At 40.1% G+C, this 17,775-nt stretch carries 15 protein-coding genes; 12 read left to right on the forward strand and 3 right to left on the reverse strand.

All coding sequences use genetic code 11. The features are described from left to right. Nucleotides 1–99: 99 nt before the first annotated feature. The gene (locus CWB85_RS20450; RefSeq protein WP_171039044.1) at nucleotides 100–1,104 is read left to right on the forward strand and encodes an alpha-amylase family glycosyl hydrolase; all 1,005 of its coding nucleotides are present in this window, start codon (nucleotides 100–102) and stop codon (nucleotides 1,102–1,104) included. A gap of 448 nt (nucleotides 1,105–1,552) precedes the next feature. After that, entirely contained in the window at nucleotides 1,553–2,008 is a 456-nt protein-coding gene (locus CWB85_RS20455) for a hypothetical protein (RefSeq protein ID WP_016709166.1), read from the forward strand. Between the two features lie 330 nt (nucleotides 2,009–2,338). Here the strand turns inward: CWB85_RS20455 and CWB85_RS20460 are convergent, their stop codons facing one another. The 3 genes from CWB85_RS20460 to CWB85_RS20470 form a co-directional block, all read right to left on the reverse strand. After that, nucleotides 2,339–3,826, reverse strand: a complete 1,488-nt coding sequence (locus CWB85_RS20460) for a Ppx/GppA phosphatase family protein (protein ID WP_016709167.1) — start codon at nucleotides 3,824–3,826, stop codon at nucleotides 2,339–2,341. Further along, nucleotides 3,819–5,906, reverse strand: coding sequence for a polyphosphate kinase 1 (gene ppk1 / locus CWB85_RS20465; protein WP_138555895.1), 2,088 nt, complete (start codon nucleotides 5,904–5,906; stop codon nucleotides 3,819–3,821). Before ppk1 ends, CWB85_RS20460 begins: the two co-directional genes overlap by 8 nt. 118 nt (nucleotides 5,907–6,024) lie before the next feature. Then, nucleotides 6,025–6,531: a glycine cleavage system transcriptional repressor gene (locus tag CWB85_RS20470; RefSeq protein ID WP_016709169.1), complete on the reverse strand. Its 507-nt coding sequence runs from the start codon at nucleotides 6,529–6,531 to the stop codon at nucleotides 6,025–6,027. Nucleotides 6,532–6,906: 375 nt separating this feature from the next. Here CWB85_RS20470 and CWB85_RS20475 point away from each other — a divergent pair, with 375 nt between their 5' ends. The 10 genes from CWB85_RS20475 (at nucleotide 6,907) to CWB85_RS20520 (ending at nucleotide 17,752) form a co-directional block, all read left to right on the forward strand. After that, nucleotides 6,907–9,144 (forward strand): ABC transporter permease subunit, encoded by a 2,238-nt coding sequence (locus CWB85_RS20475; RefSeq protein ID WP_138555896.1) that lies wholly within the window; start codon nucleotides 6,907–6,909, stop codon nucleotides 9,142–9,144. 14 nt (nucleotides 9,145–9,158) lie between these two features. After that, complete coding sequence (pstA, locus tag CWB85_RS20480) at nucleotides 9,159–10,808, forward strand: phosphate ABC transporter permease PstA (protein WP_016709171.1); 1,650 nt, start codon at nucleotides 9,159–9,161, stop codon at nucleotides 10,806–10,808. Nucleotides 10,809–10,835: 27 nt separating this feature from the next. Beyond that, on the forward strand, nucleotides 10,836–11,663 hold the full coding sequence (gene pstB, locus CWB85_RS20485) for a phosphate ABC transporter ATP-binding protein PstB (RefSeq protein WP_016709172.1): 828 nt from the start codon (nucleotides 10,836–10,838) through the stop codon (nucleotides 11,661–11,663). 56 nt (nucleotides 11,664–11,719) lie between these two features. Beyond that, entirely contained in the window at nucleotides 11,720–12,421 is a 702-nt protein-coding gene (gene phoU, locus CWB85_RS20490; protein ID WP_016709173.1) for a phosphate signaling complex protein PhoU, read from the forward strand. 172 nt (nucleotides 12,422–12,593) lie between these two features. Then, a complete protein-coding gene (locus CWB85_RS20495; RefSeq protein ID WP_016709174.1) occupies nucleotides 12,594–13,271 on the forward strand; it encodes a TIGR00153 family protein in 678 nt (225 codons plus the stop codon). Between the two features lie 39 nt (nucleotides 13,272–13,310). Further along, entirely contained in the window at nucleotides 13,311–14,579 is a 1,269-nt protein-coding gene (locus tag CWB85_RS20500) for an inorganic phosphate transporter (protein ID WP_016709175.1), read from the forward strand. A 92-nt stretch (nucleotides 14,580–14,671) separates the two neighbouring features. Further along, a complete protein-coding gene (locus CWB85_RS20505; RefSeq protein WP_016709176.1) occupies nucleotides 14,672–15,595 on the forward strand; it encodes a hydrogen peroxide-inducible genes activator in 924 nt (307 codons plus the stop codon). Nucleotides 15,596–15,703: 108 nt separating this feature from the next. Next, nucleotides 15,704–16,246: an RNA polymerase sigma factor gene (locus CWB85_RS20510; RefSeq protein ID WP_016709177.1), complete on the forward strand. Its 543-nt coding sequence runs from the start codon at nucleotides 15,704–15,706 to the stop codon at nucleotides 16,244–16,246. Continuing rightward, nucleotides 16,239–16,829: a hypothetical protein gene (locus tag CWB85_RS20515; RefSeq protein WP_138555897.1), complete on the forward strand. Its 591-nt coding sequence runs from the start codon at nucleotides 16,239–16,241 to the stop codon at nucleotides 16,827–16,829. Before CWB85_RS20510 ends, CWB85_RS20515 begins: the two co-directional genes overlap by 8 nt. An 11-nt stretch (nucleotides 16,830–16,840) precedes the next feature. Continuing rightward, nucleotides 16,841–17,752, forward strand: coding sequence for a hypothetical protein (locus tag CWB85_RS20520; protein WP_138555898.1), 912 nt, complete (start codon nucleotides 16,841–16,843; stop codon nucleotides 17,750–17,752). Nucleotides 17,753–17,775 lie beyond the last annotated feature (23 nt).

A 17,775-nucleotide genomic window follows, 5' to 3' on the forward strand; every position in this document is an offset into this window, starting at 1 on the left:
TAGGCAGCATGAATAAAATAGGACAGGCACAAAATTTTTTGCAAAAACCATAGTATCAACTACTGTTATTATATACAGTTTGACTGGAGCTGATACTTTATGACTCGCGCAAGAAAAAACCTGATTGATTTAGCATCCACATCCTATTACCATTTAATCGCTCGTTGTGTTAGACAAGCATACTTGTGTGGAAATGATAAACACACGGGTAAAAACTTTGATCACCGAAGAGAGTGGCTTGTAGAGCGAATAAAGCTATTAAGTAGCGTGTTTGCCATCGAAATCGCAGCCTACGCGATTATGAGCAACCATTACCACCTCGTTGTAAATGTGAATAGGCAACAAGCCCTTGAGTGGTCTGATGAAGAAGTAATTAAGCGCTGGTATCAACTCTATAATGGTCACATGTTGGTTGATCGCTACATAAATGGTGAGCAGTTAGATGAACCTAGTTTACTTTTCTTCAATGAGATCATCGCTAAATGGCGAGAAAGGTTGTATGACATTAGCTGGTATATGAAAAACCTCAATGAATATATAGCCCGCGAAGCCAATAAAGAGGATAACTGCACCGGAAAGTACTGGGAAGGGCGCTATAAGTCACAGGCGTTATTAGATCAAACAGCAGTACTTAGTTGCATGGCCTATGTCGATTTAAATCCTATCAGAGCAAATATAGCAGATACCCTCGAAGACAGTGATTTTACCTCAATTCAAGAGCGTATAGCGCATTTCAAAGCTTTTACCGCAGACGTAATGAAAGCGAATAAGTCCCTCAAGCAAAAAGATAATATCCAACATGAAAGCCAACCTGCACAGCTAAAACCATTTGGTGGTAATGACATCAAACATACAATTCCCTTTGCCTTGCTAGATTACATTGAATTAGTAGATTGGAGTGGCCGACACATAGATCCAAAGAAAAAAGGGCATATAAACCACACAGTCCCTAAAGCGCTACTTACTTTGAATATAGAAGAAGCGCAATGGCTTGAATCCGTAAAGCGATTTAGACATCAATATTCAAATTTTGCAGGCAGTAAACAACGATTAAAGCAGCACGCCGCCAGCAACGATGTCAAATGGTATAAAGGTACAGGTTGAATAGTTGAACCTTTTTAAGTTATTCAGCTCGAAGTTTGGCAATTAACAGCGTGCAATAAAGGAATGCGAGGATTACCTTCGATAGGGGAAGTACAAAATCTTCTGACAAAATATATGCCTGTCCTTTTTTATTTTTAATGTTTCTTAACTTGTAAATAGTGGCTTTTAATTAGTAAAAGGACATTTGTCTTTGATAGGTGAAGTGCACAACTTTTTGAAAAATATATGCCTGTCCTCTTTTTATTTGGCTTTTTACGATTGTTGCTCCCTTTTTACCGCCACCCTATAAAAATTACCCTGTTACTTGTAACTTATACGAGTTTAAGTAACAGGATTTTAATACCCACTTGTTTTTAATTAACTTTTTAATGGCACGTTTTTAGCAATATTCTTATAACACGTTTTTGCTATAGCCTTGTTAGCAGGCTTAATTAAGTAAGGAACACACATGCAAGTTAAAACAATACAAGAAGTGTACGATTGGACTGTGCTTTTTCATACGCAAATGGCGGCAAATTTTTTTAGTCTTCGAGAGGGGTTAGCGGAGCATAATCGAATGCTCGCCGATTACTTTGTTGAGTACGAAAAAAAGTTAGCTGAGGATATGGTTGGTTTTAAAGCTATCACCGAAATAAATACGTTAGATACTTATTGTTACGAGTACTTTGCTGAAAACCCAGAGTTGATCAATTTCACCGATTTAGATCGTGATACCCGTGTTGATGAGCAAGTCATGCAGGGTTACTTATCTCAGCAGCATAAAAAAGTAATCAACCTTTATGAATACTTACTTAGTCGTGCAGAAACCCCCGCAGGTAAAGAGAAGTTAGCGCAATTGCTAGAGCTTGAGCAGCAAGGCTTAAAGCAAATGATACAAAGCGCTAATCGCCATATGGATATGTAACTGATACTAGGGCCTGTTGACCTTTCAAGGTTAAATTTGCAGCAGTCTGTTAGGTATTTAGGCAAGGCAACGCCTATGTAGTGTGGTTATTCCCCATAAATAGGCGATAACGCAGCATCAATACCAAACAGGCGCTGCCCTTTGGGTTCTGCCAAGGGGCGATTTACTCTTTGTTGCTCGGCTTTTACTTAGTCCACTAGGTTACAAACCTCACGCCGTGATTAAACCGCCCCTTGTTTGAACAAATTTTAATCCGCAAAGATCAACAGGCCATAATATTCAGTTGATAAGTAAAGTAGCTTACGGGATAGCACTTATCCCGTTTTGTATCTAAACAAAATCGATTAAAAATCCCACTTTTTTCAAATACTTTTGCTCTTGCTGTAAATCTGCATGCAGCAAGGTTTGCTCACTGAGCCAGCCCAGTGGAAACTGCAATAACATACTATTACCTTTTACAGAAACTGCTAACTCCTGATGCTGGTCATTCAAGCGCTTTTGGTTAAGTAATACTGCTAATCGCAGTAAGACAATTAATTGCAATATTTGAAAGTGTGGTACTGAAAGTAGCGTTGGAAATTGCTCTAAACGCACTTTTTTACGGTAAAAGCGTATCATGCAGCTAAGCAATGTTTGTTGCTGCTGCGTAAATCCAGGTAATTGGCTATTTTCAACCACATACGCACTATGCTTATGTAAGCCCGATGAGTTGATTCCTAAACCTACCTCATGTAACTGTGCAGCCCATAGCAACAGCTGATGATTATCTAACGAGTCAAGTTGCCATTCTTTTTGTACTTGTAGGAATAACCAGTCAGCAGTGTTTGCAACACGTTGAGCATGAACCTTATCGATTGTGTTTCTTTCGCTTAAATTAGCAATAGTGTTGGTACGTATATCTTTAAGCGCTAATTTTTGCTGCATTTCATGGAGCAGGCCTTCTCGTAGTGAAAAGTCGCTATAATCCATTTCAGTAATATTAAATAGCTGAAAAATAGCAATTAAAATAGCCAAGCCACCACAAATACTTACTTGGCGCTCAGGGCTTAAACCTTCAATTAATAAGTTATCAATGGTTTTTGCAGCAATAAATTGGGTTTTTAGTTCAAGTAACCGCTCTAAGGTGATATTTTTTTGTTCAGGGTCATTAGCACTGATCATCGCAAGTATTGATTTTATAGTGCCGGAGGTGCCCACTACAGATTGCCAGCCAGTATTAATATAATTGGCAAAAATAACTTCAAGTTCTTGCTCGGCTTTTATTTGTGCTTTGTTAAAACGTTTGTCGTTAATAATACCATCGGCAAAAAATTGCTTGGTATAGCTTACGCAGCCCATATTGCGACTTGAGAGCAGCTTATGTTTAAAATGCTTGCCAATAATGAGCTCGGTACTACCGCCGCCAATATCAATCACTAAACGGTTTTCATCATGATGAATATAATGAGCAACACCTTGATAAATTAACCGGGCTTCCTCTTGACCTGAGATCACATCAATATGGTAGGGGAAAACGTTACTTGCTTGAGTTAAAAATGAATTAATATTTTTAGCACGTCGTAATGTATAGGTTGCGGCTATTTTTACGTTACTTGCTGGAAAGTCTTGCAGCGTGTTGGCAAACTGTTTCAATACAGCCAATGCTCTGTCTATCGCAGTTTGGCTTAGTTGGTTTCTATCATCTAAGCCATCAGCTAAATAAACCCGTTGCTTTTCTTTGTGAAGAATTTGCAAAGAGCCATCGACTTCTCTGGCAACGACCAAGTGAAAACTGTTGGAGCCTAAATCGACCGCAGCTATTGAGGGATAATCATTCATTATTATAATTGCCTTCCCATTTTTTTAAGTGATCGTAAATTGCAATTTGCGAGCGAATTTTCTTACGATTTCCGCGTCTTACATAATGGTTCTTTTGCTCACTATCAATAATACGCGCTTTGGTGCGATCTTTAAATTGTAGCTCAAGTACATCGATGATCAGTTGTTTGAGCTTTTCATCATAAATAGGCACACCCACTTCAACCCGATGATCAAGGTTACGAGTCATCCAATCTGCGGATGAAATATACACTTTTTCATCACCGTTATTAGCAAACACCATCACGCGTGGGTGCTCTAAAAAACGATCAACAATACTAATAACGCGGATGTTGTCGCTAAAGTTAGTAAGGCCCGGTACTAAAGAGCACATACCACGAACTATAATCCTAATTTTAACCCCACTACGCGCCGCTAAGTACAAACAATCGACTAGCTCTTTATCAACTAAGTTATTTATTTTTAATGTTATTTTACCTTGTTTACCACTTTCGACATGAGCAATTTCTTGATGAATTAAACCAATTAGCAGTTGTCTTGCGTTTACTGGCGAAATCATTAAGTGTTCAAATACAAAGGGTTTATAGCTACTTTCAATAAATTTAAATACGCTATCGCTTTCATCACAAATGCCTTGATGCTTAGTGAATAAGCTAAAGTCAGTGTAGATTTTTGCGGTCTTTTCGTGAAAATTGCCAGTGCCGATATGGGCGTACTTAACGATTTGGCCTTTCTCGCGGCGGTGCACAATACATAACTTACTGTGTACTTTGAGTGCAGGAATGCCAAAAATAACTTTAATACCGGCACTACTGAGCACTTTTGCCCACTCAATATTATTTTGCTCATCAAAACGTGCTTTAAGCTCAACCATTACCGTTACTTTCTTGCCATTTTTTGCGGCATTAATAAGTGACGATATAAGCCGTGACTTGCTCGCTACGCGATAAATGTTGACCTTAATTTGTGTCACATTAGGATCAAATGCAGCTTGGCGAACATACTCTAGCAAATGGTTAAATGTATGATACGGATAGTAAAGTAAGATATCTTGTTGACTAATCGCTGCAAATATACTGGCATGGTTGTTAAAGGCTGTACTTTGTAAAGCGGGCAGTGGTTTGTTCTCTAAATATTGACGGCCAACATTGGGAAAACCAATAAAGTCTCTAAAATTACGGTAGCGGCCGCCGGGGATCAAGGCGTCGTGGTGAGTAACGCCTAAGCGCTTCTTCATTACTTTGAGCATCGATTCAGGCATTGTTTGATCATAAACTAATCGCACTGGCTCGGCATAAATGCGTTGTTTAAGACCCTTAGACATTTTATCTAAAATACCTTCTTCTAATTCATCATCGAGGTTGTATTCTGCATCACGGGTTAATTTTATGGCGTAACCCTGAATGTTATCAAAGTCAAAAAAACTACTAAAAATATCACTTAAGAAGAAGGTAATAATATCGTCTAACATCACAATAGTTTTATGACGACGAGTTTTCTCAGGCGGTAAAATAATAAATCGAGGCACGCGATCGGTTGGCACTTCAAGCATGGCGTAATGGCTTTTGTCATTACTCATCTCAACAAACATATACGTCATGGTATCGTTGATTTGATCTGAATAATCTTTGTTTTCATCTAATAAAATAGGTGAGATATGCTGTAATACGTTATCGAAGAAAAACTTTCTTAACCAATTGGTATGAAACTCACTCAGCTGCTCAGGTCGGTCAACATGAATATTGTGAGCAATCAGATCTTTTAAAATTTGTTCGTGGATCTGGTTAAATTTTTTGCCTAACTGCAGTACTTTTTGTTGAATCTGAGTCAGTAAAATTTCGTCTTCATCAAAGTTGGTATCAGGGAGTTTGTTTAATAAAATACGACGTTTAACATCGGCAACACGAACTCTAAAAAACTCATCCATGTTATTTGAAAAAATCCCCAAAAAACGAATGCGCTCAATAATTGGGTTACTTTTATCTCGCGCTTCTTGTAATACGCGATCGTTAAAAGACAGCCAACTTAACTCTGGGGCGAAATAATTAATCGTTTGAGGTACATCAGCACAGGCGTTCATATTCTATTCCTTGGATAGTAACTGAACAAAATATAAAGTACTTAGATGACAAAAAAATGACAAACGTGTCACTTTTGTGACACGCCAATAGGTGTTAAGGGCTGCGTATTACAGTGGCTTAAGCGTCTTCAATATCAACAATTAGATCTGAGGTAATGGCTTCTAATGCTGCGACTACTTCGTCTTTATTCATCCCTGTAGGTAGCGCAACTGTAGCTACTGCGCTAAAAATAGGCACTCCCCAGTTTGGTGCGCTTTGCTGTTTAGAGTTTAAGTGGGTGATGTTTGCACCTTTGTGACGTAGCACGCCTGCAAGCTCTTGAATAATGCCAGGGCGGTCATTACCTGTGATCACAAAGTTAAGCTGTTCAGCTGGTGTATCAGGTAGTTCATCAGTGCCAGTTTCAATGCGCACTTCTAACTGTGGTAGGCTGTGTAGCGAGTCTTGTAATTCTTGCAAATGTTCAGCAGGGACTGCTACTTCAATAATACCAGCAAAATGGCCTGCTAAATGGCTTAAATTACTGGTAAGCCAGTTACCATGATGATTTAAAATTGCAGAGGAAATATCCTCCACAAGTCCAGAGCGATCTTGCCCCAAAATTGTTATAACTAATTGCTTCATATAATAAATCCTTTAGGTGCCGTAATTAAATAATAAATGCTCAGGCATGAAATTGTTGTTATATTAAAAAGAACCGAATTGAGTATTGACTCAGCCTCCAAATTTGTCCAATTTTTTTACCATTAGTTCAATTTAAAAACAGTAATATAGTGTGAGTTTATCAGATGAATTCTCTAAACTTATGTTATTTAATAATAAATCACTAAGTTGAAAGTTTTTCAATTTGTCATAAACTTTTAACATGTTGAATATCAACAGTGTTTAATTGGTTGTAATGAATATAACGACAAACCCTAAGCAATTATGACGCTTGTAACAATACTGTCATCTTGGTGAAATATAATCTAACCAACGTTAAGATTTATAGGTGTTTCGATGACTTCCAATCCGAATAAACCGTCTTTTAATACGGATAGAAGCCGTCTATTCAAAGATCGGTTTGCCCAATTTAGCATTACCGCTGGCGGTATTATGGTATTGATAGCTTTGCTATTGATATTTTTCTATTTGTTGTACGTTGTGCAACCTATTTTCGAATCAGCGAAAGTAGAGACACGTGATAGCTTTCCGCTAAGTAATGCAGAGCAAATTGTAGGTTTAGGTGTAGAAGAACAAACCGAAGTGGCCTTTTTACTAAGCCAACAAGGCAGCGTTGATTTCTATAGTGTTGAGAAACAAAGTTTCGGTAAGAAACTTCAAAGCTTAGCGATTCCACTAGAGAGCGATGTGAGCAGTTTTGCCGTTAGCGCCCCTTTTCAAGGGCACTATGCATACGGACTTGAAAACGGCTCAGTGGTTTTAGTTGCCCCTAAGTTTTTAGTCACGTTTCCTAATAATGAACGTCAATTAACACCGCGCTTAGGTTATCCGCTTGGTGAGGATTCACCATTACAAGTTGACGCTGAAGGTGCCGCAATTAAACAGTTTGCTTTCAGTCATTTTGAAGATAAAACCGCCGTTGTGGCACAAACTGAAGACAAGCGCGTTATTTTTAGTAGCTTTGTTGCTGAAGAAAACATGTTCAGCGGTGAAGTTGAGTGGCTCATTGAGCGCACCGAACTTGATGTGGAAGGGCGTGTTGACCAACTATTAATGTCACCAGATACCACCCGTACTTTTGTTCGTTCAGCCAATCAAATTTATGTTTATGATACGCGTTATCCAGGTGAAGTTGAGCTGATTCAGATGCTGGCTGCAAATGAAGAAAATGCCAACTTAGTGGCGGCACAGTTATTAGCTGGCGCTAATTCATTGATGCTGGCTAATGATAATGGCGAAGTATCACAGTGGTTTGAAGTTAACACGGATACTGGGCGTGAATATCAAAAAATACGTGCTTTTGAAACGTCAAAACAACCTAAGTTAGATATCTTCACTGAGTTCTATCGTCGTACTTTCTTTACCACGAGTAGTAACGGTGAGCTTGGTGTGTATTACACCACCAGTGAAGCTAAATTATGGCAAGGCAAAATCAGTGACGGCCCGATTGAAAACTTTGCTGTTGCACCGCGCTCAAATGCGGCGCTTATCTTAGCGGATAGTAAACTTACTGTGGTTGAAATTCACAATGAACACCCAGAAGTAACCTGGTCGGCATTATGGCAAGAAGTATGGTACGAAGGTTACCCAGAGCCAGGTTATATCTGGCAATCAACCTCGGCGGGGGATGATTTTGAATCAAAATTCTCTTTAGTGCCAATTTCGTTCGGTACTATCAAGGCTGCAATGTATGCGATGTTATTTGCCGTGCCAATCGCACTTTCTGCGGCAATTTACACTGCTTACTTTATGTCTGGCTCATTACGCAAAGTAGTGAAACCAACCGTAGAAATTATGGAAGCATTACCAACTGTAATCTTAGGATTTTTAGCGGGTTTGTGGCTTGCTCCACTTATTGAAGAGCACTTGCCAGCCATTGTCGGCTTATTGTTTATGCTGCCAGTGGGAATTCTATTAACCGCATTTGCATGGACCAAATTACCACAAAGTATTCGTCACCGTGTACCAGATGGGGCGCATTCAATTTTACTTATTCCAGTGTTGTTGTTAATTGGCTGGTTAGCATTTGCGATGAGTGGCGCAATCGAACTTTGGATGTTTGACGGTAATGTGCGTCAATATTTAACGAATGAACTTGGTATGACATTTGACCAACGTAACTCTCTAGTTGTTGGTATTGCAATGGGATTTGCGGTTATTCCAACTATTTTCTCAATTGCAGAAGATGCTGTGTTTAGTGTGCCAAAGCATTTATCAAATGGTTCATTAGCGCTGGGAGCAACGCAATGGCAAACATTGGTAAGTGTTGTGCTATTAACTGCCAGCCCAGGTATTTTCTCAGCAGTGATGATGGGCCTCGGTCGCGCCGTAGGTGAAACCATGATCGTACTGATGGCAACAGGTAACACGCCAATAATGGATTGGAGCATTTTCCAAGGTATGCGTACTTTAGCAGCTAATATCGCAGTAGAAATGCCAGAGTCGGAAGTGGGTAGTTCACACTATCGAATTCTATTCTTAGCCGCATTTGTATTATTCATATTCACCTTTATTTTTAACACAATTGCTGAGTTTGTTCGTCAGCAGTTGCGTGATAAATACAGCTCGATGTAAGTAGGAGACACGACATGGTAAAGCAGTGGTTTAAGTCAGGTTCTCCTTGGATATGGATGACAGGTGGTGCGGTTAGTATCAGTCTGATTTCTGTATTAGGGTTATTAGCCATGATTGCTTGGAAAGGATTAAGCTTTTTCTGGCCATCACAAGTTGTACAGCTCGAGTTGCAAGGTTCAGTTGCACAACAGACTGTTATTGGTGAAATCTATGACCGTGAAATGGTGCCAAAATCGCGCCTTGAAGCTACCGGTATTGATTTATCTGGTTTCGATAAAGAGCAGTTAGAACGCTTTTTGATTAAAACCGGTAACCGTGAGTACGTAGACTTAGATTTTCGTTGGGTACTTGAGACCGACATTAAATCAAATACTAAACCTGCCGCTATCGCTGTATTTGAGCGTAGTAAAAACGGTAACTTTTACGGCTATGTTGAGCAAGTTATTAAAGACGGTGAGGTTGTTACCGGCAATAAAATCGCCGTATTAGAAGAATTAGTAGATCGTGCCGTTGATTTAAATGAGCAAGCCCTTGATTTACAAAACGGTGATATTGGCCATATTAACTACGAACTAGAGCGCCTACGCTTAAAAGAGAAGTCGTATTTACTTGATGATGCTTTAACCGATGAGCGCGTTGCAGAGCTGGCACAAGCTCGCGCAGAATTAAGAGCTGAATATAGCGTGTTAGAAAAGCAATTGTTTGCACTGCGTAAACAAGCTAAACGTGACCAAGTAACTGTAAAAGATATGCGCGGTGAAATCGTTACTTTACCGCTATACCAAGTACTGGACTTTTGGTTTCCAAATGACATGGGCTTTTTTGCAAAATTAGGTCACTATTTTGTACAGCTAGGTAAATTTGTAGCAGATGACCCCCGTGAAGCGAATACTGAAGGCGGTGTATTTCCGGCAATCTTTGGTACAGTGTTTATGGTTATGCTGATGGCTGTGATAGTCACGCCGTTCGGGGTTGTGGCAGCTATTTACTTACATGAGTACGCAGCGAAAAATGCAGTAACTAAAATGATCCGCATCGCGGTAATTAACTTAGCAGGTGTCCCCTCTATTGTTTACGGTGTATTTGGCTTAGGGTTTTTTGTTTATGTATTAGGTGGCAGCTTAGATCAGCTATTCTACCCTGAAGCATCACCAAGCCCTGTATTTGGTACACCAGGGGTAATGTGGTCAGCGCTAACCTTGGCTATTTTAACCTTACCAGTTGTAATTGTATCAACGGAAGAGGGCTTATCACGTATTCCAAGTACGGTACGTCATGGTTCATTAGCATTAGGTGCTACGAAAGCGGAAACCTTATGGCGTATCATTGTACCAATGGCAAGTCCGGCTATAATGACAGGTTTAATATTAGCGGTTGCCCGTGCTGCCGGTGAAGTTGCGCCGTTAATGTTAGTTGGTGTTGTAAAAATGGCACCGACATTACCGCTTGACGGCAACTTCCCGTACTTTCACTTAGATCGCAAGTTCATGCACTTAGGCTTTCATATATACGATGTTGGTTTCCAAAGCCCGAATGTTGAGGCGGCTCGTCCGTTAGTCTATGCCACCGCATTCTTGCTAGTATCAGTGATTATTACCCTGAATATTACCGCAATCGGCATACGTAACCATTTACGTGAAAAGTTTAGATCGCTTGATCAATAATTAGTAAAGATTTTATAGGTAACAAACATGATTACAGTCGCTCCACAAGTAAACCAATCAAGCAGTAGTTTGAAATTGGATTTAGACAATTTAAGCACCGAGCAAACAGCACTCGAGATCAAAAACTTAGATCTTTACTATGGTGAAAAACAAGCGCTTAGCTCAGTAAGTATGAACATTCCTAAAGGCCAAGTAACGGCATTTATCGGGCCATCGGGCTGCGGTAAGTCAACATTGTTACGTTGTATTAATCGTATGAACGACTTGGTAGATAGCTGTCGTATTGAAGGTGAAATCTTACTTCATGGCCAGAACATCTATGACAAAAGTGTTGATGTAGCGGCGCTACGTCGTAATGTAGGTATGGTGTTTCAGCGCCCGAACCCATTTCCTAAATCAATCTACGAAAATGTAGTTTATGGCCTACGCTTACAGGGTATTAAAGAAAAACGTAAATTAGACGAAGTTGTTGAACAGTCATTACGTGGTGCAGCATTATGGGATGAAGTAAAAGACCGTCTTCATGATAGTGCTTTTGGTTTATCGGGTGGTCAGCAGCAGCGTTTAGTCATTGCCCGCTCTATTGCTATTGAGCCGGAAGTGTTATTACTTGATGAGCCAACATCAGCGTTGGATCCTATTTCAACACTGGTAATTGAAGAGCTAATCAACGATTTAAAAAATAAGTTTACCGTTGTTATTGTTACCCACAACATGCAACAAGCTGCACGGGTTTCTGATCAAACGGCCTTTATGTACATGGGTGAGTTAATTGAGTATTCAAATACCAATACCTTGTTTACAACCCCAGCGAAAAAGAAAACTGAAGACTACATTACCGGCCGTTACGGTTAGTAAATCAGTCATATAATTTTCGGGTGACGTAACCAATTTTGATAAGAAGGTAGACAATGGAACACAATATTAATAAGCATATTTCTGGCCGCTTTAATCAAGAGCTAGAGAATGTCCGCAACCATGTATTAAGTATGGGTGGCTTGGTTGAGCAGCAACTTAATAGTGCACTTGATGCGGTAAGTAATGGTGATGCTGAGTTGGCCCGTAAGGTCCGTGAAAACGACTATAAAATAAACGCCATGGAAGTGAGCATTGATGAAGAGTGCACGCGTATCATTGCTCGTCGTCAGCCAGCAGCTAGTGATTTACGCCTTGTTATTGCCATAGCGAAAACCATTGCAGATTTAGAGCGTATTGGTGATGAAGCGGAGCGTATTGCTAAAGTTGCCCTCGATTCGTTTACTAAAGATCAGCAAGATTTATTGGTGAATATCGAAAATATGGGTCGCCAAGTTTCAAAAATGCTGCATGATGTACTTGATGCTTTTGCTCGTATGGATGTGCAAAAAGCGTTTGAAGTACATAAAGAAGACGCCAAGGTTGACCGAGAATATGAAGCAATTACTCGTCAGATTATGACTTACATGATGGAAGATCCGCGTTCAATTCCAAAAATCATGGATCTAGTGTGGTCAGTGCGTTCATTAGAGCGCATTGGTGATCGTTGTCAAAATATTTCTGAGTACATTATTTATTTTGTAAACGGCAAAGATATTCGTCATACATCTCAAGAGGATATCGAAAAATCGTTATAGATTATTCGTTATCTTTGTTTTTTTATGAAAGCGGCTAATTGCCGCTTTTACTGTTACCACTATAATTAATATGCTGTTACAGCGACTTGGATGTAATAAAAGCATTCACAATCGCGGTGAATGCTGTAAAATTCACGCCGCAAAGCATACTAATTTGATTTAAGGGTCAGTTATGCCTACAAACGCATTTCTAGGGGTATTCGCAAAATCTCCTATAAAGCCAATGGAAGATCACATCAAGAAGGTACATCAAGCAAGTAAAGCTTTGATCCCTTTTTTCAATCATGTATTTAAAGAAGAATGGCAACAAGCAGAAGAGATTCGCTTGAACATTCGTAATTTAGAACGTGAAGCCGACGATATGAAAAGAGATATACGTTTACAACTACCGCGTGGCTTATTTATGCCGGTAGAGCGTACAGATCTGCTCGAACTCGTCACCCAGCAAGACAAAATTGCTAATAAAGCAAAAGACATTGCTGGTCGTGTAATTGGTCGTGAGATGACCATACCAAAAGAAATTCAAACTGATTTCCTAGCTTATGTAACTCGTTGTGTTGATGCGACTAAACAAGCGTCAAATGCTATTAATGAGTTAGATGAGTTATTAGAGACTGGTTTTAAAGGTCGTGAAGTGACCTTAGTCGAAAAAATGCTCGTTGAATTGGATGCAATTGAACAAGACACGGATGACATGCAAATCAAAATACGCCGCCAGTTACGCGCCGTTGAAGGTGGCCTCAATCCAATTGATGTAATGTTTTTATACAAAATCATCGAATGGGTCGGCGAACTTGCAGATATTGCAGAGCGCGTAGGTTCACGTCTTGAGCTGATGTTAGCTCGTTAATTTACACTCAGTTCAATAACGAAAGATTAGGGTTACACAATGGATATCATTGCATCTTATGGCACGGTATTAATTATAATTGCCGCAGCAGTCGGTTTTTTTATGGCTTATGGCATTGGCGCGAACGACGTTGCTAATGCGATGGGCACATCGGTAGGTTCAAAAGCATTAACCATTAAACAAGCAATTTTTATTGCGATGATTTTTGAGTTTGCAGGCGCCTACTTAGCTGGCGGTGAAGTAACATCGACAATTCGTAAAGGTATTATCGATTCAACACCATTTTTAGAGCTTCCCGAACTGATGGTGTTGGGTATGATCTCGGCATTATTTGCAGCAGGTAGTTGGTTGTTAATTGCATCCTTTTTAGGTTGGCCGGTATCAACAACGCACTCAATCATTGGTGCTATCATTGGTTTTGCATTAGTTGCTGTTGGCAGTGAAGCGATTCAGTGGAATAAAGTGGCAGGTATTGTTGGGAGTTGGATTGTTACCCCTGCAATTTCAGGCTTTATCGCGTATTTGATATTTATGAGTGCGCAAAAACTGATTTTTGATACAGACGCACCACTTAAAAATGCCAAACGTTATGTGCCTATTTACATGGGTTTAGCGGGCTTTATTATGTCTTTGGTTACTATCAAAAAAGGCTTAAAGCACATTGGTATTAATATCGGCGCAGTTGAAGGTTATGTCTTAGCGGTTAGTATTGCACTGGTTGTTGCTATTATTGGTAAGGTGGTTATTTCTCGCTTAAAAATTGATCCAAAAGCCGATAAGAAAATGCAATTTAATAACGTTGAGAAAGTATTTGCTATCTTAATGGTACTAACTGCATGTTGTATGGCATTTGCGCATGGTTCGAATGACGTTGCTAACGCCATTGGTCCACTTGCTGCGGTTGTAAACATTGTTGAAAACAACGGTGAAATTGCTAAGCAAGCATCAATCGCATGGTGGATTTTACCTCTAGGTGGTTTTGGTATTGTTGCAGGTCTGGCTATTTTAGGTAAGAAAGTAATCAAAACCATTGGTGAAGGCATTACGCATTTAACACCAAGTCGTGGTTTTGCGGCTGAATTAGCGGCAGCATCTACGGTTGTTATTGCATCAGGTACTGGTTTACCAATATCTACCACGCAAACCTTAGTTGGCGCGGTGTTAGGTGTAGGTATGGCACGTGGTATTGCTGCTCTTAACATGGGTGTGATCAGAAACATTGTAGTTTCTTGGGTAATTACATTGCCAGTTGGCGCTGCCCTTGCTATTGTTATTTTCTACATACTAAGAACTGCCTTTGGAGTTTAAATCCAGCAGCTTTTAAGTAGCACAGACTTTTAGCTTGAAAAGATCTCAACGCCCTTGGTGTTGGGGTCTTTTTATTTGTGGGTAAAGGAAGTATGACGAACTTACCAAGTATTAAACAGCTGCAGTATTTATTGGCAGTTCATCAGCATCAGCATTTTGGCCGCGCAGCGAGCGCATGCTTCATTGGGCAATCAACACTCAGTAGTGCGATTCAAACTCTTGAAGAAACACTCGGCTGCCAACTCATTGAGCGTGAGAATCGCAGTTTGATGTTTACCGCGATCGGCGAAGAAGTTGTCGAGCGAGCACGGAAAATAATTGATGATACACTGAGTGTTAAAGAGCTAACTAAAAGCCATTTAAGCCCGCTTAGTGGTAAATTAACTCTCGGGGTGATCCCAACGATTGCCAGCTTTATAGCGGCGCCTTTATATCACCTTTGCCAGCAACAATTTGCTAATTTAGAGCTGGTTTTAGTAGAAGACACCAGTGATAGCTTACTGGATAAGTTAGAGCATGGTCATATCGATATGGCCTTATTAGCATTACCTTACGACACCGATAAGTTTCATACTCAAATATTAGCGCAAGACCATTTTAGTCTAGTGCATCATAAAGACTACTTGCCAGCTAAGAACATTGAAGATTTTAATTTATTACCGGAAGCTAGCGTGTTTTTATTAGAAAGGGAGCACTGTATGACTGGGCATGCGCTCAGTGCCTGTCACTTAAACCGTTCAAGTTGTATTAACCCATTTGAAGCGGCCAGTTTGCATACTTTATTAAGTATGGTTGAACATCAGTTAGGGGTGACCTTCTTGCCGCAAATGGCGATTAATGCCGGTATTTTAGAGCATAAGAACATGCTTGCCACGCCTTCGCAAAGTGACGCGTACCGTGATATTGGCATTTTATGGCGTAAAACAACGGGGCGGATCCGTGATTTTCGTTTATTTAGCCAAACATTAGAGGGTTTTTTACAACACCAATGCCGTTTAATAACGACAAAAGAATAGCTCATTAAGGTGAGCTATTTATTTTTTAATTTATTTTCATCTTTTCCAAACTATCTTCCTCGCTCTATCGACTAACCTAATAAGTAAAATAACTAAGCATTGAGAGCCGTGTTTTTTCAATCAACAGAAACATTAATCGCCAAAGCACAGCAAGGGAATAAACGCGCTTGGCTTAAGCTGGTTAAGCAGCATGAAAGCCAAGTTTATAACCATTGCCTGCGAATGCTCAGTAACCCTGATGATGCGATGGATTTAATGCAAGAGGTGTTTATCTCTGTGTATAAAAGTTTGCCCAGCTTTCGCGGTGAGTCGAGCTTTCATACTTGGGTTTTTCAAATCGTGCATCGTCGTAGTGTTGAATATTATCGTCGCCGTAAGTACTACCAAAGCCTTGATGAAGTGCCTGAACAGGCATGTGAACACAGTGAGTTGGAAAATAACCAATTAATGCAAGTTCAACATCAACAATTAACAACAATGCTGAATAACTTACCGTGGGAGCAGCGCTTGGTGGTAGAGCTAAAGTTTTTTCAACATTGCACTTTTGAAGAAATTGCGCAGCAACTCGATATTTCCACCAATACCGCCAAATCGCGGTTATATAGTGCATTAGGTAAATTAAAAGTTCATTTGGAGGCCGTTGATGGCTAATTTAGAGTCGCTTTTTGAGCAATGGTTAGAAGGGAACGTTTTGAGTGATGCACAATTACAGCAGCTTGAAAATGATCCTGAATATCGTGCCTTGATGAGTCAAGCACAGGTTTGGCAGCAACATAGCCGCGAATATAAAGCGGCGCCAGTTCCACATTGGGATCGGCAATCAACCATGCCACAGCTTGCTTCTGCAGGTGTATTTGGTATGGCTGGAGCCTGGGCTGTTGCAGCATCAGTGATGATTTGTGCGCTCGTTTTTTTAGTTATGCCAAAGCAGCAGGTGCCAGATCTACTTGAGCAGGTAGCAAAACAAACGCAGTTATTAGAGTCACAGCAAAAACAAATAGACCAGCTGCAAAAAATTATCACTGCGCAAAATGAATTGCAGCAGCAGCATATGTATCAACTAGCAAAGGAGGCTATTGCTACCGGACGAGTTGAGCGCCAAGAAGATATTAATAATTTAATTAGCTATATCAAAACCCAGCGTGCTCAAGATCAAGCGTATCTGCGGATGCAACTAAACGACTTAGCCGAACAAGTACAAGAGCAGCCAATGGCTGCCATTGCGAAAAATTAGGAGTAAAGAGCATGAATAAACAACTTATCAGTAGCGCTATAATCACCGTTATAGCGTTTGCAAGCGGTAACCTACAGGCGCAACCCCCAGCAGAATTGGCTGCCATTCAGCGTGAAGTGGGCATTATGGAAAACATTTTAAGTAGTGCTTTACAACAGGATACTGATAAAAAGATCCGCGCCATTTCGGCTAATTATCTAGTTGAGCAGGGGGTAGTATTTGAGTTAGATGTGCGAGGCACAAGCCGCTGGCAGACAATTTTTAGTAGCGTGCCAAATGCGCCGCTACCTCCTTTACCCGATATTGACTTTTCAAATGTGAATGTTGAATTCATTAGTGAGCAAGTTGAAGTATTCAGTGAGCAGGCCGTTGAATCATCACGAGAAGCTTATCAGCAAGCGATGGAAGTTATGCGCGAAGGTGCGGAGCGAGTACGTGAAATTGCTGAGCAAGAGCGTGATGTTAGCCGTGATTTACGTGAGTTAGAGCGTGAAAAGCGTGACCTAGAATTTGCTAGTCGCCACGATAATAGCGCCGCAGAAAAAGAGCTTGAGCAACGTAAAAAAGCATTAGAAAAAGATATTGCTAAGCTTGAAAAGCAACAGACTACGCTTACTAAGCAGCAACAACAATTACGTCAAGATATACAGGCAAAGCAAGCTGAGCGCGAAAAACAGCAAGCAGCAGAACAGCAAAAGCTGCAAACACAAGTTAATACCAGCATTAGTTTAACACTATGTGATTACGGTAGTGGCTTGCGTAGCTTACCAAATGATGAGCATGTTAGTTTTATAATCAAAGGTTTAGCAGATAACAATAAACGTTTGATCAAAATATTTAATAAAGCAGATATTAAAAAATGTGTCGTCGGCGACATTAAAGCCAGCGATCTAGCCCTTAAGGCAATTAGCTATCAGTTTTAATTTGATAAAAACGTATCCCTGAC

The sequence above is a fragment of the Pseudoalteromonas sp. S1727 genome, assembly GCF_005886375.1.
Classification (GTDB): domain Bacteria; phylum Pseudomonadota; class Gammaproteobacteria; order Enterobacterales; family Alteromonadaceae; genus Pseudoalteromonas; species Pseudoalteromonas haloplanktis.

Coding starts and splice junctions, on each gene's coding strand:
- CWB85_RS20450 (WP_171039044.1), top strand. CDS start 100: ATGACTCGCGCAAGAAAAAACCTGATTGATTTAGCATCCACATCCTAT.
- CWB85_RS20455 (WP_016709166.1), top strand. CDS start 1,553: ATGCAAGTTAAAACAATACAAGAAGTGTACGATTGGACTGTGCTTTTT.
- CWB85_RS20460 (WP_016709167.1), bottom strand. CDS start 3,826: ATGAATGATTATCCCTCAATAGCTGCGGTCGATTTAGGCTCCAACAGT.
- ppk1 (WP_138555895.1), bottom strand. CDS start 5,906: ATGAACGCCTGTGCTGATGTACCTCAAACGATTAATTATTTCGCCCCA.
- CWB85_RS20470 (WP_016709169.1), bottom strand. CDS start 6,531: ATGAAGCAATTAGTTATAACAATTTTGGGGCAAGATCGCTCTGGACTT.
- CWB85_RS20475 (WP_138555896.1), top strand. CDS start 6,907: ATGACTTCCAATCCGAATAAACCGTCTTTTAATACGGATAGAAGCCGT.
- pstA (WP_016709171.1), top strand. CDS start 9,159: ATGGTAAAGCAGTGGTTTAAGTCAGGTTCTCCTTGGATATGGATGACA.
- pstB (WP_016709172.1), top strand. CDS start 10,836: ATGATTACAGTCGCTCCACAAGTAAACCAATCAAGCAGTAGTTTGAAA.
- phoU (WP_016709173.1), top strand. CDS start 11,720: ATGGAACACAATATTAATAAGCATATTTCTGGCCGCTTTAATCAAGAG.
- CWB85_RS20495 (WP_016709174.1), top strand. CDS start 12,594: ATGCCTACAAACGCATTTCTAGGGGTATTCGCAAAATCTCCTATAAAG.
- CWB85_RS20500 (WP_016709175.1), top strand. CDS start 13,311: ATGGATATCATTGCATCTTATGGCACGGTATTAATTATAATTGCCGCA.
- CWB85_RS20505 (WP_016709176.1), top strand. CDS start 14,672: ATGACGAACTTACCAAGTATTAAACAGCTGCAGTATTTATTGGCAGTT.
- CWB85_RS20515 (WP_138555897.1), top strand. CDS start 16,239: ATGGCTAATTTAGAGTCGCTTTTTGAGCAATGGTTAGAAGGGAACGTT.
- CWB85_RS20520 (WP_138555898.1), top strand. CDS start 16,841: ATGAATAAACAACTTATCAGTAGCGCTATAATCACCGTTATAGCGTTT.